Annotated in this window: 13 protein-coding genes; 11 read left to right on the top strand and 2 right to left on the bottom strand. The window is 51.3% G+C overall.

Annotated elements, in window-relative coordinates; all coding sequences use genetic code 11:
- Positions 1–160 precede the first annotated feature (160 nt).
- Both NST84_RS25160 and NST84_RS25155 read left to right on the top strand, forming a co-directional pair.
- On the top strand, positions 161–1,528 hold the full coding sequence (locus tag NST84_RS25160) for a TrkH family potassium uptake protein (protein WP_342562830.1): 1,368 nt from the start codon (positions 161–163) through the stop codon (positions 1,526–1,528).
- Between the two features lie 15 nt (positions 1,529–1,543).
- Complete coding sequence (locus tag NST84_RS25155) at positions 1,544–2,212, top strand: TrkA family potassium uptake protein (RefSeq protein ID WP_342566519.1); 669 nt, start codon at positions 1,544–1,546, stop codon at positions 2,210–2,212.
- Between the two features lie 64 nt (positions 2,213–2,276).
- Here the strand turns inward: NST84_RS25155 and NST84_RS25150 are convergent, their stop codons facing one another.
- Complete coding sequence (locus NST84_RS25150) at positions 2,277–2,819, bottom strand: hypothetical protein (protein ID WP_342562829.1); 543 nt, start codon at positions 2,817–2,819, stop codon at positions 2,277–2,279.
- 312 nt (positions 2,820–3,131) lie between these two features.
- On the opposite strand from NST84_RS25150, the gene NST84_RS25145 reads away from it, so the two are divergent.
- The 5 genes from NST84_RS25145 to NST84_RS25125 all read left to right on the top strand — a co-directional run bounded on the left by NST84_RS25145 (position 3,132) and on the right by NST84_RS25125 (position 10,375).
- Positions 3,132–4,235 (top strand): GDSL-type esterase/lipase family protein, encoded by a 1,104-nt coding sequence (locus tag NST84_RS25145; protein WP_342562828.1) that lies wholly within the window; start codon positions 3,132–3,134, stop codon positions 4,233–4,235.
- 47 nt (positions 4,236–4,282) lie between these two features.
- Complete coding sequence (locus tag NST84_RS25140; protein WP_342562827.1) at positions 4,283–6,550, top strand: helix-turn-helix domain-containing protein; 2,268 nt, start codon at positions 4,283–4,285, stop codon at positions 6,548–6,550.
- Positions 6,551–6,797: 247 nt separating this feature from the next.
- Positions 6,798–7,754, top strand: a complete 957-nt coding sequence (locus NST84_RS25135) for an ABC transporter permease subunit (protein ID WP_342562826.1) — start codon at positions 6,798–6,800, stop codon at positions 7,752–7,754.
- Positions 7,755–7,768: 14 nt separating this feature from the next.
- The gene (locus NST84_RS25130; RefSeq protein ID WP_342562825.1) at positions 7,769–8,668 is read left to right on the top strand and encodes a carbohydrate ABC transporter permease; all 900 of its coding nucleotides are present in this window, start codon (positions 7,769–7,771) and stop codon (positions 8,666–8,668) included.
- A 57-nt stretch (positions 8,669–8,725) separates the two neighbouring features.
- Positions 8,726–10,375, top strand: coding sequence for an ABC transporter substrate-binding protein (locus NST84_RS25125; protein WP_342562824.1), 1,650 nt, complete (start codon positions 8,726–8,728; stop codon positions 10,373–10,375).
- 95 nt (positions 10,376–10,470) lie between these two features.
- Here NST84_RS25125 and NST84_RS25120 read toward each other — a convergent pair whose 3' ends face one another.
- Positions 10,471–11,370, bottom strand: coding sequence for a LysR family transcriptional regulator (locus NST84_RS25120; RefSeq protein ID WP_342562823.1), 900 nt, complete (start codon positions 11,368–11,370; stop codon positions 10,471–10,473).
- 436 nt (positions 11,371–11,806) lie between these two features.
- Here NST84_RS25120 and NST84_RS25115 point away from each other — a divergent pair, with 436 nt between their 5' ends.
- From NST84_RS25115 to ltrA, 4 genes are all read left to right on the top strand, one after another.
- Positions 11,807–12,472: a succinate dehydrogenase cytochrome b558 subunit gene (locus tag NST84_RS25115; RefSeq protein ID WP_342562822.1), complete on the top strand. Its 666-nt coding sequence runs from the start codon at positions 11,807–11,809 to the stop codon at positions 12,470–12,472.
- 80 nt (positions 12,473–12,552) lie between these two features.
- Positions 12,553–14,295: a succinate dehydrogenase flavoprotein subunit gene (gene sdhA / locus NST84_RS25110; RefSeq protein WP_342562821.1), complete on the top strand. Its 1,743-nt coding sequence runs from the start codon at positions 12,553–12,555 to the stop codon at positions 14,293–14,295.
- 86 nt (positions 14,296–14,381) lie between these two features.
- Positions 14,382–15,146 carry a succinate dehydrogenase iron-sulfur subunit gene (gene sdhB, locus NST84_RS25105; protein WP_342562820.1) on the top strand — a complete coding sequence of 255 codons (765 nt, stop codon included), beginning with the start codon at positions 14,382–14,384 and terminating at the stop codon, positions 15,144–15,146.
- Between the two features lie 539 nt (positions 15,147–15,685).
- Entirely contained in the window at positions 15,686–17,086 is a 1,401-nt protein-coding gene (ltrA, locus tag NST84_RS25100; RefSeq protein ID WP_342562819.1) for a group II intron reverse transcriptase/maturase, read from the top strand.
- Positions 17,087–17,103: the final 17 nt, after the last annotated feature.

Raw genomic sequence — 17,103 nt, 5'->3', positions numbered from 1 at the left:
GAACTTGTAGTTGGAGTGTACCACTACACACCATACAATTTTAAGCGATATTCATCACATCGCAAAATCAGGCTTTGTGATGCTGGACAATAACGTATATAATTTGTATGTTTATCGGATCAATATTAATTTTAATGCTTATCATGAAGCATGTGAAAGGATGAGCCGTTTGGCCTCGCCGTTTCCCAAATTTCCGGACATTAAATTGTTCAGGCTGTCACCGCCCCAGATTCTGGTGGGCGGGTTTGCTGCAGTCATCCTGATTGGAACACTGCTCCTGATGCTGCCCTTTGCCAGCGCATCCGGCCATTCCCTGAGATTCATAGATGCGCTATTTACGGCAACTTCGGCAACCTGCGTAACCGGTCTGGTTGTGGTGGATACCGGCTCTTACTTCAGCACGTTCGGCCAGACCGTTATTCTGGTGCTGATGCAGATCGGCGGTCTCGGCTTTATGACTATGGCAACCCTGTTCGCGCTGCTGTTCAGACGCAAAATCTCGCTGCGCGACCGGCTGATCCTCCAGGAAGCCATGAATCAGAGCTCAATGGAGGGAATTGTGCGGCTGATCCGCAAGGTGCTTGTCTATTCCCTAGTGATTGAGGCTGGGGGTGCCGTTCTGCTCACGCTCCGCTGGGCTGCCGATATGCCGTTTGGACGCGCCTTGTATTACGGTGTATTTCATGCCGTATCCATGTTCAACAATGCCGGATTTGACCTGTTCCGGGATTACCGCGGCCTGACCGCTTATGCCAGTGATCCTGTAGTGAATCTGGTTGTCATGCTGCTGATTGTCACAGGCGGTCTCGGGTTCATTGTTTTGGCCGACCTGGTCGATTACCGCAAAACCCGCAGGCTGCTACTGCACAGCAAGGTTGTCCTCACTATGACGGCAGTGCTGATTGTGACCGGTGCAATCGTGATTTTTGTGTTTGAGTTCACCAATGCACGGACACTCGGGCCGCTTGATATCGGAGGTAAAATCTGGGCCGCCCTCTTCCAGTCGGTAGCGCCCCGTACAGCAGGACCTAATACGGTAGACATCGGGGGCATGCGGCAGGCTACGCAATTTTTTATAGTCATACTGATGTTTATCGGTGCTTCTCCGGGCTCAACCGGTGGAGGAATCAAGACGACTACCTTTACACTGATGATCGGTGCCGTCGTCTCCATGCTGCGCGGGCGCGAGGATATTGTGCTGTTCCGTTACCGGCTGGCCCAGGAGCGGGTGTTCAAGGCGCTGACCATCATACTGCTTGCGCTGCTGCTGATTGTCACGGTTTCAATGGTGCTGTCAACCACGGAAGGCTGGCCGTTCCTGATGATTCTTTTTGAGACCACATCGGCTTTTGCAACCGTCGGACTGACGATGGGAGTGACGCCGGAGCTGTCGGAAACGGGAAAAGTCCTGCTCTGCCTGACGATGTTCGCCGGCAGGCTCGGGCTATTGACACTGGCCTATGCACTCGGGCCGAAACAGGGTAAACCATTGTATAAGTATCCCGAAGGTAAAATGATTATTGGATAAGGGGTTAAAGAAATGTTGAAAGCACAGCAGTTTGTTGTGATTGGCCTCGGCCGCTTCGGCTCCAGTCTGGCGCTTGAGCTGATGGCTATGGGTTATGAGGTGCTCGGTATCGACCATCTGGAAGAACGTGTGGAGGAAATGAGCGGGCAGCTGACCCATGCCGTCATGGCGGATGCAACGGATGAGGGCATCATGCGCTCCCTGGGGGTGCGCAATTTTGACTGCGGCATCGTCGCTATTGGCGACAACATGGAGCGGAGCATTTTGACGGCGATTCTGCTAAAAGAGCTGGGCGTAAAGCAGGTGGTCGCAAAGGCGATCACGATTCTGCATGGCCGTGCGTTATCCAAGCTGGGCGTAGACCGGGTTATTTTTCCGGAAAGGGATATGGGCATCCGTGTAGCGCATCAGCTGGTTACGCCGCATTTGCTCGATTACATCGAAATTTCCAAGGACTACAAAGTGGTCGAGCTGACTGTGCCCTCCTGTATGGACGGAAAAAGCCTTTCGGAGCTCAATACCCGCGCCAAATACGGCTGCAGCATTATTGCGCTGAACCGCAAGGACGGCATCATTGTGGCCCCTACTGCCCATGATTATGTGAGCCAGGGGGATATTATGGTTGTCATCGGCTCTAATGAGAGCATCGAGGAGTTTGAAGATGGGGCAGTTAACGCGGACTAAAAGGAACTTTAGAGCGCAATAGCTATATATACATTGTAAGCCCGGACGGGAGTCCGGGCTTATTTTATTTTACCGGCCAATTATTGATAGCTTCAAATACTGCCGAATAGGCAGATTTGATATTCCGGTTGTTAACCTTGTTGTTGTACAATCCGGTGGCCCAGAACTGCCATTTATCCTCGGCATTAAAATATCCTGTCGCATACATCTCATTATTCATCTCCGGAACATCCTCATAGTCAAGATCTTCAAGAACAAACGGCATATAAGATTTCGTCGACCCGATAAAAAAGAACGGAATCCCCGCAGTCTGATACACCTCCGCATACCGGGCCTCCGCAGCTTCAGATAAATGCTCCTTCATAATGATTACAGCATCATATTCGGCTGATAATGACCGGCTGTTATCGTACATCTCATCCAGGGTTATAGCGGAAAACGCCACCTGCCTCTCCCTGACAGACGGAGCTTCGCCTATAACGGCTACATTTAAACCTTTTCCTGCATATGGTGGTGTGTCTACGGAATCGGGCTGGGTATCCAGAACAAGGGTACAGCCTGACAGAATAAATGTCGCCAGGATCAGCAGCGGGTACAATACTTTCACGTTAAAAGCTCCTTTGCTGCAAATGAATTGTTACTAATGATAGATGACTTCTATCCCTGCTTTAAAGAAAAAATGTCACAATTTTCTTGCGGAAGGTTATTTTATTGAATGTCCGTTTCCAACATCATGGTATTTATTACATTGGTATTTATTTGTTTTCAAAAAAAATCTTCTGAAAATTTCTCCAATATTATATGTTAACTGATTCGTATAATGTTAAACTAACGATAAGCATGCCATTGTTCAGTGTTTTCCACAATATAACTTGTAAGCGTTTAAAATTTCATCTAAATTAAAGTAGGGGGATGTAACATGAGTTTGCGTTTTGATTTTGGACCTGCCGGAGCTGGGGCAGAAGGATATACCAAAGTGTCTGCTGCAGACAGCTATGATACGGCAAAAGGGTACGGGTTTACCGACCTGTCACAGGTGACAGAGCATGTCCGGGGGGGGCAGCCGCTTGCCGGAGATTTTGTTATACCGTTTAACACGGCTTTTGTAGCGGACGTGGAAGACGGGAACTATATTGTCTCTATTCTTATAGGGGATGAGGCGGCGCCGTCCTGCACGACACTGAAGACTAACGGTGAGAGGCTGATTCTTAACAATTACCGCACAGTTACCGGTCAGGTCTCCCGCGAGCTGTTCGGCGTGAACGTGCGCGGAGGCCAGCTGAGACTCAGATTCGGCGGGGTTGCGCCCAGAATTAATGCACTTGAAATCACGAAGACGAGTGAGCAGATTACAGTCTATCTGGCCGGTGATTCAACTGTAACGGATGTTGGCGATGAAAAAGGCTTCCCGTTCTCCGGCTGGGGACAGATGCTCCAATACTTTTTCAAACATGATGTTGCGGTTGCCAACCATGCTGTCGGAGGCCGCAGCTCAAAGAGCTTCACCCTGGAAAACCGGCTGCAGCCGATACTGGATGAGATCAAGGAAGGCGATTATTTGTTCATCCAGTTCGGGCATAACGACCAGAAATGGGATGAAGCGCGCCATACAGACCCGCTGACCACGTATCCGGAGTATCTGCGCCAATATATTGAGGGTGCGCGTGCCAAGCAGGCGGTTCCTGTACTGGTTACTTCTGTGCACCGCCGTTATTTCGATGCTGCAGGTAAGCTGACGGACACACACGGGGCTTATCTGGAAGCCGTAAGAAAGCTGGCCGAAGAAGAAGGAGTTCCGCTGATTGATCTGGCTGAGAAGAGCAGACGCCTGTTTGAAGAGGCCGGACCGGAAGCAACCAAGTCCATTTTTCTATGGGGAGCGCCTGGGGAATGGATGAATCATCCCGGCGGTACCGTTGACAATACGCATTTCCAGGAGCGCGGCAGCCTGCAGATAGCTGAACTGGTGGTCGAGGGAATAAGAGAGCTCGGACTGCAAAAGCTCATTATGTTCCTCAGATAGCTTGCTGTGATCATCTGCAGGATTAGAGATTATAGGGGGGGCGCACTATGAAAAAAATACCGATGATGCTGCAGTTAGCGTTAATTCTGTTCTGTATCATGGCCATTCCGACAGCCATCCTTACCTGGTACAGCGGGTCGCAGATAATTGACAACTCAGAGGCAGCCATCGGGGAATCAACGCTTGCCGGACTTAATGCCAACCGCAAGCTGAATGAAAATGCAATGGCCAATCTGGCCCAGGACACGTCTCGTCTCGCTGCAACGAGTGTTTTTGACGGTATACGGAGCTTCGAGACGTACGACGAAATCAATTCCAGCTTTAATAATTACAGCCGCGGCAAGGCTGTAACAAACGAACTGCTCAATCTCAACCGCCGGGTAGACGGCGTAGCTTCTTCTTACTTTTATCTGGACGGCTCAGATTATGTAGTTTCTACGGACAAAAGTGTGACCAAGCTGGAGCGCTATGAACCGATGGATTGGGTGAATGCGGCCCTGGAGAATCAGCGGGGAATCAGCGGCGTTTGGGTGCCCCGCAAGCTGGATACCGGCGAAAATGTCGTCTCCTATGTGTATCCGCTTAACCGGCTCTCTTCCAACACACACGGAATCATCGTAGTGAATATGAAGGAAAGCCAGATTTTCAAATATCTGAATGCTACAGAGGTCGGTAACAGTAATAATCTGCTGCTGGACTCTGACGGCAGGGTGATTTCCTTCAATGACAAATCGCTGCTGCTGTCAGACGGTTATGAGCTGCCGTTTCTGGGTGAATTGCTGAAGCAGAATATAAATGAAGGCTACGCATTCCGCGAGCTTGACGGTAAGCGGATGGTTTATGCCTGGACCGGCTCGGCGTTATCCGGGTGGTGGAATGTCAGCTGGAGCTCGCTGGATGAGATGATGGCCGACTCCCGGGATATGCAGGGGAATATTATTCTGCTTACCGGTGCCATTATTTTGCTTGGAACAGCATTGGCGATCTTTTTTGCAACCTGGCTGTCGAGACCGCTCAGGCAGCTTGTGCGGACTATACGCTCCAAAAGTGACCTCGAAGTCGTTAATAAAAATGAGCTTGCCTTTCTGGACATGGCTTTCAAGCGGATGCAGGAGGAAGAGGAAAGCCTGTTCCAGCTGCTGCAGGAGCGCGAGCAGGATACCCGCAGTCTCGCTGTCCACCGTTTGCTGCGCGGCGAAATTCCGCCGAGGATCACCGAGGTGTTCCCTGAAGCTTATTACCGGGTAGTTGTTGTCTCGATCGACCGTTACAGGGTATATATAGGCAATACCAATGTGGAGACCCGCAGCTATCACCGTTATCTGCTCAATACCAAGTTTGAGAGCCTGTTTCCTGAGGGGATTCTGGCCAGCTCTGTATATCATAACGACGGCTGTATGGTCATCGTGCTGAATTTTGCACCGGATGAGGAGGAAACGGGCAGAGGGCAGATCCAGCAGGTGCTGGAAACGATCCGGGATGAATCACTTGCACTGCTGGAGCACACCGTCACGATCGGGGTAAGCGATGTGGCGGATGCGCCTGAAATGGTGGCCGAGCGGCTGTTTGAAGCGATGGAATTAATCAAGCAGCGGATGATCAACGGGGCCGGAAGCATTATGTACTGGGAGGATGAGGAGGAGCACAGCCGGAAGTATATCGACTTTGACTGCAGCGAGCGGCGGATTCTCAATTTCCTGGATGCCGGCAACCTGGATGGAATTTTTAAGGAGCTGCAGAATATCCGCAGCCAGATCAGCGCAGAAGAGAATATTTCGTACGATAATATCATGTTCATTTATCATCAGCTGATGGGCGCGACGATCAAGCATCTGCGCGAGAATCATATCGGTACCGGAAGAATGATAGTGGGGAAGGGCAATATCTATAGCATTCTGGCTGCTATGGATACGCTTGAAGAACTGGAGGAGTATCTGCATGAAATGTTCCGCGAAATCGTCCAGAGCCTTGACCACAGTCCCGGTGAAACGAATCACGGGGACCGGATCGTTCAATATTTAAAGGAAAATTACCGCGAAGAAATTGTTTTTGAGGATATGGCAAAAGAAATCGGAATCAGCTACTCCTATATGCGCAAAATTGTGTATGAGCAGACCGGTAAAAGCATGATCGATTTCCTGAATCAGCTCCGCATTGAAAAGGCTAAGGAGCTGCTGCTGGATACCGACCTGACCATTAAGCAGATTGCCGCAGAGGTTGGATACTATAACCTGCAGAGCTTCAACCGCTTTTTCCGCAAATATGAAGGAATGCCGCCGAGCAGCTATAAGTCAGCCAAGAGTAAGGGCTCCTAGGAGCCCTCTCCGGGCCGTCCGCCGGCGGTTTTTATTTGTTTCACTGTTAATGAAAGCGTTTTATTTTTGGGAATACCTATCATATTTGATTATGGACATGCTCCTAAAGCTGATAATACCGCGCTCTAATCAAATTTGATGGGGATCATCAATACTCATGATTTTCAAAACCGGATAATCGGGATACATTGGACTCACGCCGGATCACACAGCCGGATAAAGATAAAATGTTGCAGGGGGTGAGACTTTGAAAGCTGCAAGCGCTTCACAAACGAATCAGGCCCTTATATTAAGAAAAAAATACGGGCCGCTTTATTACTTGCGCCGTGACTGGCAGCTGTATCTGCTGGTATTGTTTCCGTTAGCTTTTGTAATCGTTTTCAAATACATGCCGATGACCGGGCTTGTAATCGCTTTTAAAGACTACAAAATCGCCAGAGGCTTCTGGGGCAGTGAATGGGTAGGTTTCGAAATCTTCCAGCAAATCTTCTCCAAGCCTGATTTTACAAGAGCTGTTCGAAATACGCTGCTGCTTAATGTGCTTGACCTTCTATTCAGCTTCACGATGCCGATCATTCTGGCGCTGATGCTGAATGAAGTGAAGAGCGTCAAGTTCAAACGGGTCAATCAGACTCTGCTGTACCTGCCGCACTTTCTGTCATGGGTCATTATCGGGGCGATCGCCTATCAGCTGCTTAGCGAAGGGAACGGTGCCGTCAATAATCTCATTGAACTGATGGGCGGAACCAGGGTCCCGTTCCTTCAGGAGGATACGAACTGGCTGATCAGCTATCTGGCTATCGGCGTATGGCACAGTATGGGCTGGGGCACGATCATCTATCTGGCTGCAATCAGCGGGATTAATCCTGAAATGTATGAAGCGGCAACCGTCGATGGAGCGGGACGCTGGAGAAAGGTCTGGAATATCACCCTTCCTTCGATCCGGGCAACCATTGTAACGCTGCTGATTATGAGTCTGGGGAAGGTTATGGACGGCTCATTTGAACGAATCTGGTCCCTGCAGAATAAGGCGACCACTGAATTCACGACGACCATACCGGTGCTTGTGTACCGCTGGGGAATTGAATCCGGCAACTTCAGCCGGGCAACGGCGATCGGGCTGTTCCAGTCCGTAATCGGAATCATCCTTGTAGTATCAGCTGACCGGGTAGCCAAGAAGCTTGGCGAGGATGGAATCCTATAGAAAGGAGAGGAACCATGAAAGCATCAACCGTAAATCCTGCCGCACCCGGCAAGGGGCGCATAGATATTTATGATCTGCTGATCAAATTCGGCCTGATTGTTGCTTCGCTGATATGCCTCCTGCCGTTTGTGCATGTGGTCTCCAAATCCCTCAGCGCAGACTCCTTCGTCATTGCCAATAAGGTGTTTCTATGGCCGAGAGGCTTCACTATGGAAGCGTACGGCAAAATTTTTGCCGATGCCAGTATTCTCCGGTCCTTGTACATCTCAGTAATTGTAACTGTACTGTTCACCATTCTGGGGATGTTCCTGACCATCTGCGCGGCTTATCCGCTGTCCAGAGCCCAGTTTAAAGGCCGCCGGGTCATCACCTTCATCTTCCTGTTCACGATGTATTTCAGCGGAGGCATTATCCCGGATTATATGAACATCAACAATCTGGGTCTGATGGATACAATCTGGTCGCTGGTTCTGCCGCTTTCCTTCAGTGTCTTTAACCTGCTGATCATGAAGACCTCTCTTTCGAGCAGTATTCCTGTCAGCCTGGAAGAATCTGCGCGGATTGACGGCGCCGGACACTTCCGGATTCTCTGGAATATAGTGATTCCGCTCTCCAAGCCGATTATCGCGACGCTGTCCCTTTTCTTCGCGGTTGGACGCTGGAATGCCTATCAGGACGCGCTGTTCTATATCAAGCATGCGACCGATCTGCGGCCGCTGCAGCTCAAGCTGTACTATCTGGTTATTCAGGCCAGTGAAAGCTTCCAGCTGGAAGCAACCACAGTAACACTCAGTAATCCTGAAGTTCTGAAGGCGTCAGTCGTTGTGTTTGCTACTTTGCCTATTCTGTGTGTATACCCCTTCGTCCAGAAATACTTTGTACAGGGCGTTATGCTCGGAGCAGTCAAAGAGTAATTATATGTTCCACAGCAGTACTACTTCAATACGAAAACTATAATTGGGGGAATTGCGATGAACAAAAAAGGGTACGTATCATTATTGATGGCCTCGGTGATGACGGCCGGCATGCTGGCCGGATGCTCCGGCAACAACAATAAACAGAATGCCGCAGCCACTAACAGCCCTGCTGAGACAGCGGCAGCTACAAACGCTGCTGCCGAGGGGAAATACCCGGATTATTCACAAGGCTTCAAAGACAAGGTTTCACTTGATATCCCGGTTTATGAACGTGCGTTCGAGGGCTGGAATGTCACCGACAACTATTACACCCGCTGGGTACAAAAGGAATTCGGCGACAAGTACAACATTGAAGTCAACTACATCCCGATTACCCGCAAGAGCGAAGTAATTGACTATGAACAGCTGCTGGCGTCCCACAAAGCGCCGGATATTATTTTCCACTACGATATGCCGCAAGCGCTTACTTACTACGGTGAAGATGTTATGCAGCCGCTGGACTGGGCCGAAATTGAAAACTATGCACCAACGTACTGGTCCAGCATGGGTGACACCATCAAACAGTATGGTATTGTAGACGACAAGAATATTTTCTTCTACGCAGCGCGTCCTGAAGCAGACAACTTCACAACTATCATCCGTAAGGACTGGGTAGAGAAGGTGGGCATGAAGGTTGAGGATCTGACTTCCCTTGAGAAATACAACGAGATGCTCTTGAAATGGAAAGAAGCCGGACTCGGTGTAACCGGCGGCAGCTTGACTGCCAACAGCTTCAACTATAACTATGCATTCCGTGACTGGCCGATTGACGCCAACTACCGTGCACTGTATTCCGACCTGAGCGTGGCTGACTTCACTACTAAGGATACAGAGCTGTGGCTGCGCAATATGAACTATCAGTACAATAACGGCCTCATTGATAAAGAATTCTATCTGCGCACTGACGAGCAGAAAATCAAATCGGAGTTCGTTTCCGGAAAAACAGGTACTTTTGGACTCTATCTGACCAACAACACGGATGTTATTTCCGCGACGCTGGCCAATGACCCTAACGCTGAGTTTGCTATCGTGCCTCCATTTGCAGGTGTTCCGGAAGGCAAGCAGCCGCAAGGCCGCGCATACTGGCCGTTTGGTTTCATCATGGGAATTAACTATGAAACCTCCGATGAAGAACGCGCTGCAGTCTGGATGTATCTGGAATGGCTGAGCCAGCCGGAGAACCTGTTCAAATTCCAGAACGGTATTGAAGGCGAGAACTACACGCTTGACGCAGAAGGCATCGCTGTTAAGAATCCGGATTACAAAGGTGAATCTGTCCTGTCCCAGAACAACAACAAAGACTACTGGGGTCTTGTAACTGAAATTGCCCAATACCCTGAGCCTGAAAAGACACTCAAAGCGAACCTGCGCAACTGGGCGCCTGCCGGCTATGAATATCTGGCTGACGATCTGGTGAAATACTACAATGAAGTAGCTGAATTCCGCACACCGGACGCTATGTTCACTACTGTACTTGAGAAGGTAAATGAGTATAAAGCAGATCTCAATACCCTCTTCCAGGAGCTGTATGTGAAGATTGTACTGGCACCGGAAGCTGACTTTGACGCCAACTATGAAGCAGCGAAGAAGACTTACCTGGATGCAGGCTACCAGGAAATCCTCGACGAGAAGCAAAAGGCGATCGATGCAGGCCAGTTCAAATAATCAGATAACATCCTGTACATCTGAACAGCAATACGAATAAACATCCCCGGCGGGACGTTCCATAGCAATATGGAAGCCTGCCGGGGATGTGCTGTTTATTCGCTGCCTGCCAGGAACACTTCCTCCGTAACCTGTACAAGACAGCGGGATGCTGTGCTCAGGCCGCCGCTGCTTGGATAAATCAGGCAGGTGGTGCGCTGGGTCTGCTCCAGCTCCTTGATGTGCAGGGAGACCAGTCCGCCGCCGTTCAGCAGCTCCGGGCGCAGGTAGGACTTCGGCAGCAGCGCAGCGGCTTTGATCGTCGGCAGCAGCCGGACGATCGCCTCGAAGGAGTCGATCTCCATCCGCACGTCGGGGTCGATGCCGCAGCGCTGGAACAGCTCGTCAGTCATGCGGCGGTACCAGGTACCTTTGGAGAAGAGAATCATCGGCAGCCGGCTGAGGTCATCCATGGTCAGCTTTGCGCTCAGGGTCAGCGGATGGTGCTCGGAGACGACCAGCCGGAGCTGGTCTTCAAACAGCGGAATACAGCGCAGACCGGGCTCCTGGATCGAGGAGGCGACAATGCCGACATCGCTCCGGCCTTCGCTGACTGAGGAGACAATCTCATGTGTCCGGCCGGTGATCAGCTTCAGCTCGGCAGCCGGATATTTCTCCATGTAGGCGTTCACAAGCGGCGGCAGCGTCGTCTGCAGGGTAGTAAGGCTGGCCCCCAGGGTGACGAGCTGCGGCTCGCCTTCCTTGAATTTGGATAAGGCCTCAAGGAATTTGGAACGCTGTTGACGCTGCTCGAGCGCATAAGTATAAGTAAGGCGTCCGACCTCGGTCAGCTCCAGCCTTTTGCCGAACCGGTTAAACAAGGTAACGCCAAGGCGTTCCTCCAGCTTGGAGATTTTGCGGGAGAGGGCAGGCTGGGACAGATTCAGCTGACGGGAGGCCCGGTTCAGGCTGGAATGCTCCACAACCGCGGCAAAGATGTCCAAATCATCAAACATAAGGGGGTTCTCCTTTGAACAATCTGTGGTAATGCTGTTACTTTACGCTTCATGGCCTATGGATGAAAGTGATAATGCTCATAGCGTAACTAAGTATAAAAGCTTGTCCTGTATAGCAAAAAAGCATTATAACCGGGAAATTTCGGATATAAATGAGAATGATTATCAAATAAAAAATATTCTTATGCAAATATAGTATAACGTTTAATAATTAGATTGCAATTCCCTTATAAGACAAAAAAGAGTAACATAAAAAGTGACACAAGATATTCACATATTGTGAATGAAAGAGCAAAGTCCGGGAAAACAATGAATAGCGGTGATAATAGAGATTCGGCGAGCTTGCGCGGCCTTCCTACCCCTGTTTCAACTGTACTCCCGGCGGTGTATGCTCATTAATGAAAACGCTGTTTTAATCGGAAAGGGGACACTTTGCATGAGAGGATTTTATTCCAGAAAGATTCATTCCTTGCTCGGCGTTATCCCGCTCGGATTCTTCTTCATCGAACACATGATGACGAATTTCGCGGCAGTAGAGGGTGGCGCTTCAGGTTTCACCGACAGTGTGCTATGGCTGAACAGCCTGCCGCTTGTCTTCTTCCTGGAATTGTTCGGGATCTGGCTTCCACTGCTGTATCACGGGGTCTACGGGCTGTACATCGCTTACCAGTCCAAGCCGAACCTGAACCGTTTTAACCTGGAAAGAAACTGGCGTTATACCCTGCAACGGATCAGTGGCGTCATTACCTTTGTCTTCATTGTCTGGCATATGTTCGAGACGCGTTTTCAGGTTGCCGTAGGCAATGTTGAACACGAGGAGCTCGGCGGGGTCATGCATGAAATTGCCACCCAGCCGCTGATGCTGGCGATTTATGTGATCGCTATCATTGCAGCCTGCTTCCACTTCTCCAACGGCCTCTGGTCCTTCCTCATCAGCTGGGGAATTACCGTTGGTCCACGCTCGCAAAGAGTGTCCTCTATACTCTGTCTTGGTCTTTTTGTCATCGTAACCTTTATGTTCCTGATCTCGCTGTTCACCTTCCGTGACAGTGAATTCCAGACCGCGGCCAGTGCCGCACAGCATCTCCGCACGCTGCTCTAGGCGGGGATGACTGTTACAGGAGACGGTTTTGTATGAACCTATATTAATTGTATCCCTACAAAACTTTAGGAGGAACTCTCATGGCATCAGCCGATATCATTATCGTGGGCGGCGGGCTGGCTGGCCTGATGGCTACCATCAAGGCGGCGGAATCCGGCGCACATGTTCATCTATTCTCTCTGGTTCCGGTCAAAAGATCACATTCAGTCTGCGCACAAGGCGGTATTAACGGAGCTGTAAATACGAAGGGCGAGGGCGACTCGCCCTGGGAACATTTTGACGATACCGTCTACGGCGGTGACTTCCTGGCAAACCAGCCTCCGGTCAAGGCGATGTGTGAGGCGGCGCCGGGTATCATCCACCTGATGGACCGGATGGGCGTTATGTTCAACCGGACGCCGGAGGGTCTGCTCGACTTCCGCCGGTTCGGCGGAACAAAGCGTCACCGGACGGCTTTTGCCGGGGCGACCACCGGCCAGCAGCTGCTGTATGCGCTCGATGAGCAGGTACGGCGCTGGGAGGCAGAGGGGCTCGTAACCAAGAGCGAGAACTGGGAGTTCCTCTCGGTTATTCTTGACGATGCGGGCGTATGCCGCGGCATCAGTGCCCAGAATCTGAAGACAATGGAGATTCAGACCTTCCCGTCTGATGCCGTCATTCTGGCGAGCGGCGGCCCGGGGATTATTTTTGGCAAAACAACCAATTCGGTTATCAATACAGGAACAGCTGCCAGTGCGGTATACCAGCAGGGTGTGCATTATGCTAACGGTGAGTTCATTCAGATTCACCCTACAGCGATTCCCGGCGATGACAAGCTGCGGCTGATGTCGGAATCAGCGCGCGGCGAAGGCGGGCGCATCTGGACGTACAAGGACGGCAAGCCGTGGTACTTCCTGGAGGAGAAATATCCGTCTTACGGAAACCTGGTGCCGCGCGATATTGCGACCCGTGAGATTTTTAATGTGTGTGTGGATCAGGGCCTGGGTATTAACGGCGAAAACATGGTCTATCTGGACCTGTCGCACAAGGACCCGAAAGAGCTTGACGTCAAGCTCGGCGGTATTATCGAAATCTATGAAAAATTCATGGGTGATGACCCGCGCAAGATTCCAATGAAGATTTTCCCGGCGGTCCACTACTCCATGGGCGGCATGTGGGTTGACTACAACCAGATGACCAACATTCCGGGACTGTTCGCGGCCGGCGAATGTGAATACCAGTATCACGGTGCGAACCGGCTCGGCGCGAACTCGCTCGTTTCGGCGATCTACGGCGGTATGGTGTCGGGGCCTAAGGCTGTGGAATATATTAAAGGGCTGAAAAAGTCCGTACAGGATATTCCGTCCACTGTGTTCGACAGCTTCCACAAGCAGCAGCTCGGCAAATACGAGTCACTGCTGAAGATGAGCGGCACCGAAAACGCCTATGTAATCCATAAGGAGCTGGGCGAATGGATGACGGCCAATATGACCGTGGTGCGTGAGAACAAGCGGCTTGAGGCGACAATCGGCAAAATCAAAGAGCTCAAGGAGCGCTACGGTAACATTAATATGAGCGACACTTCGCGCTGGAACAACCAGGGCGTAGCCTTCACCCGCCAGCTGTGGAACATGCTGGAGCTGGCTGAGGCGATGACACTGGGGGCGCTGCTGCGTAATGAGAGCCGCGGAGCCCATTACAAGCCGGAATTCCCTAACCGTAACGATGAGGAGTTCCTTAAGACGACCAAAGCGACCTGGACGGCAGACGGCCCGCAGATCTCCTACGAGGCTGTAGATGTGTCGCTGATCCCGCCGCGGGTGCGTGACTATTCGAAGGACTAAATTTAATGGCGTATGCTTCCGATGCGAGTTTTGTACGGAGGGAAATCAGAGGAGTAACGCTCACAAAACTTTTAGGAGGAACCGATATGGCGGAAACAGCTGCAGCTCCCAAAAACGTGAAATTTATCATTACCCGCCAGGACGAACCGGAGAGCTCGCCCTATACAGAGGAATTTGAGCTGGCTTACCGGCCGGGCATGAACGTAATCAGCGCTTTGATGGAAATCCAGCGTAATCCGGTTAACGCAAGCGGCAACAGCACGGTTCCGGTCTGCTGGGACTCCAACTGTCTGGAGGAAGTGTGCGGGGCCTGCTCGATGGTAATCAACGGCAAGCCGCGCCAGGCGTGTGCTGCCCTGATCGACAATCTGGAGCAGCCGGTGCGGATTGAGCCGATGAAGACCTTTCCGGTGGTGCGCGACCTTGTTATCGACCGCAGCCGGATGTTCAATGCGCTTAAGCGGGTCAAGGCCTGGATTCCAATTGACGGAACTTATGATCTGGGTCCGGGACCGCGGATGGCCGAGAAAAAACGCCAGTGGGCCTATGAGCTGTCCAAATGCATGACTTGCGGCGTCTGCCTGGAGGCCTGCCCGAACGTCAACGAGAAGACCGACTTCATCGGTCCTGCGGCGATCTCCCAGGTGCGTCTGTTCAACGCCCATCCTACAGGTGAAATGAACGCCGAAGACCGACTGGAGACACTGATGGAGGACGGCGGGATCGACGGCTGCGGTAACTCGCAGAACTGCGTGCGCGCTTGTCCGAAGGGCATTCCGCTGACGACCTCGATTGCCGAGATCAACAAACAGACGACCAAGCATATGTTCAAGCGCTGGCTGGGCGTGTAACTCCTATTACTAAGCATTGACGGCTGATAGAGACACCTGTTTAGATGGCCGTACACTGCACATTTTAAAGCTGTTCACTAAGGCGAATTCTGCCTTAGTGAACAGCTTTTTTAAGTGCGCCCGGCATGGGCGATAACTAGGCGGTGAAAGTCCGCTACAGGCTTGGCAGTAGGAACTGTTAGCCAAAGGCAAGGGTGTCCGCCGCGAGGCGGAATCTGAAGGAAGCCGGAGGCAAACCCTCGGTCTGACGAACAGAAATCACATAGAAGGCATCTTGGGACGGACGAGCTTGCTTAACAAAGCGAAGTCCAATACTGCCCGAATCTCAGGGTGTAAATGTGGCAGATAGATGAGGGGAAAGTTATCGCTCTTACCCGGGGAGGTCTCACAGACGTCTGGTAGGAAAAAAAAAAATCCGAACCACGGAGTAAAGCTTGCTGTGAGAAGTCAGCAGAGGCCATAGTACCGGAAAGTTTTTTTTTCGGGAAGGGCCAAACAATCGTAAGTCTCGAGTACAGACCGGAAGGAGAGCTGGCGCGATGAAAGCAGAATACCGAAAGGGCTACCCGCAAAGGGATAGCGTGGAACGCGAAGAGTATGCGGGAGTGCGGAGTGCCGGCATTCGGGAACGTAGAGAAAGAGGCGGTGCAATGGACCTGCTCGAGCGGATTCTGGACAGAGACAATCTGAACAGAGCCTACAAGCAGGTCAGACGCAACCATGGCGCGCCAGGAATCGACGGAATGACCGTCGAAGAGGCGCTGCCCTGGCTGCAGGAACACAAGGACGAGCTTTTGCAAAGCATCCGGGAGGGCCGGTACAAGCCTAGCCCGGTACGGCGCAAAGAAATCCCCAAACCAGATGGAAGTGGAGTGCGGAAGCTTGGCATCCCTACGGTGATAGACCGCGTGATTCAACAGGCGATTGCCCAGCAGCTCCAGCCCTTGTTTGAGCCGCTCTTCGCAGACGGAAGTTACGGCTACCGCCCCGGGCGGAGTGCGCAGCAAGCCATCCGCAAGGTGAAAGATTACACACAGCAAGGCTATAGCCACGCCGTAGAAATCGACCTCTCCAAATACTTCGACACCCTGAATCACGAACTGCTGATGAATCTGCTACGGAAGCAAATCCCGGATCACCGAGTAACCGACCTCATTAAGAAATATCTGAAAAGCGGGGTTATGAAGAACGGGGTGCACTGCAAAACGGAGGAAGGTTCCCCGCAAGGAGGCCCGCTATCTCCACTACTGGCGAATGTTTACCTGAACGAGTTCGACCAGGAAATGAGCAGCCGTGGAGTAAACGTGATTCGGTATGCAGATGACATCGTGGTACTAGCGAAAAGCAAACGGGCAGCGACGCGGCTTCTGGAATCCTGCCGGAAGTACCTGGAGAACAAACTAAAACTCCAGATGAATACGGAGAAGAGTAAGGTCGTGAGCGTAGTGGCGCGGAAGCATTTCAAGTTTCTTGGCTTTGCCTTGGGGAAGAACAGGGATGGGGCATATATCCGGGCCCATAGTCAATCTCTCGCCAAAGCAAAGAAGAAATTGAAAGAACTGACGAGTCGCAGTCAGGGCAGGAAGGTCAGGGAAGTGATGGAGAAGGTGAAAGTCTACATTCGAGGCTGGATTGGCTACTTTTATGTAGCCGATATAAAGCGAATTTTGCAAAGCTGGAGTCAATGGCTGCGTAGAAGACTGCGGATGTATATCTGGAAGCAGTGGAAAAAGCCCAAAACAAAGGTACAAAACCTACGGAAACTGGGAATACCGGAGTGGCAGGCCTACCAATGGGGGAACTCCCGCCTGGGTTACTGGCGAGTAGCCGGAAGCCCGGTACTGTCCCGTACGATAACAAATGAAAAGCTCGCACAGGCCGGGTATTATGACTTCCCGGCACAGTACGAGCATTTACGAAAATTGCACTTAAGCGGTTGAACCGCCGTATACCGAAC

This window comes from Paenibacillus sp. FSL R7-0345 (genome assembly GCF_038595055.1).
Lineage (GTDB): Bacteria > Bacillota > Bacilli > Paenibacillales > Paenibacillaceae > Paenibacillus_AQ.
This window is presented reverse-complemented; position numbering and strand designations above follow the sequence as displayed.

Bases quoted from the DNA above. Each gene is read 5' to 3' on its own strand.
- NST84_RS25160 (WP_342562830.1), top strand. From the start codon at position 161: ATGAGCCGTTTGGCCTCGCCGTTTCCCAAATTTCCGGACATTAAATTG.
- NST84_RS25145 (WP_342562828.1), top strand. From the start codon at position 3,132: ATGAGTTTGCGTTTTGATTTTGGACCTGCCGGAGCTGGGGCAGAAGGA.
- NST84_RS25140 (WP_342562827.1), top strand. From the start codon at position 4,283: ATGAAAAAAATACCGATGATGCTGCAGTTAGCGTTAATTCTGTTCTGT.
- NST84_RS25130 (WP_342562825.1), top strand. From the start codon at position 7,769: ATGAAAGCATCAACCGTAAATCCTGCCGCACCCGGCAAGGGGCGCATA.
- NST84_RS25125 (WP_342562824.1), top strand. From the start codon at position 8,726: ATGAACAAAAAAGGGTACGTATCATTATTGATGGCCTCGGTGATGACG.
- NST84_RS25120 (WP_342562823.1), bottom strand. From the start codon at position 11,370: ATGTTTGATGATTTGGACATCTTTGCCGCGGTTGTGGAGCATTCCAGC.
- NST84_RS25115 (WP_342562822.1), top strand. From the start codon at position 11,807: ATGAGAGGATTTTATTCCAGAAAGATTCATTCCTTGCTCGGCGTTATC.
- sdhA (WP_342562821.1), top strand. From the start codon at position 12,553: ATGGCATCAGCCGATATCATTATCGTGGGCGGCGGGCTGGCTGGCCTG.
- sdhB (WP_342562820.1), top strand. From the start codon at position 14,382: ATGGCGGAAACAGCTGCAGCTCCCAAAAACGTGAAATTTATCATTACC.
- ltrA (WP_342562819.1), top strand. From the start codon at position 15,686: ATGAAAGCAGAATACCGAAAGGGCTACCCGCAAAGGGATAGCGTGGAA.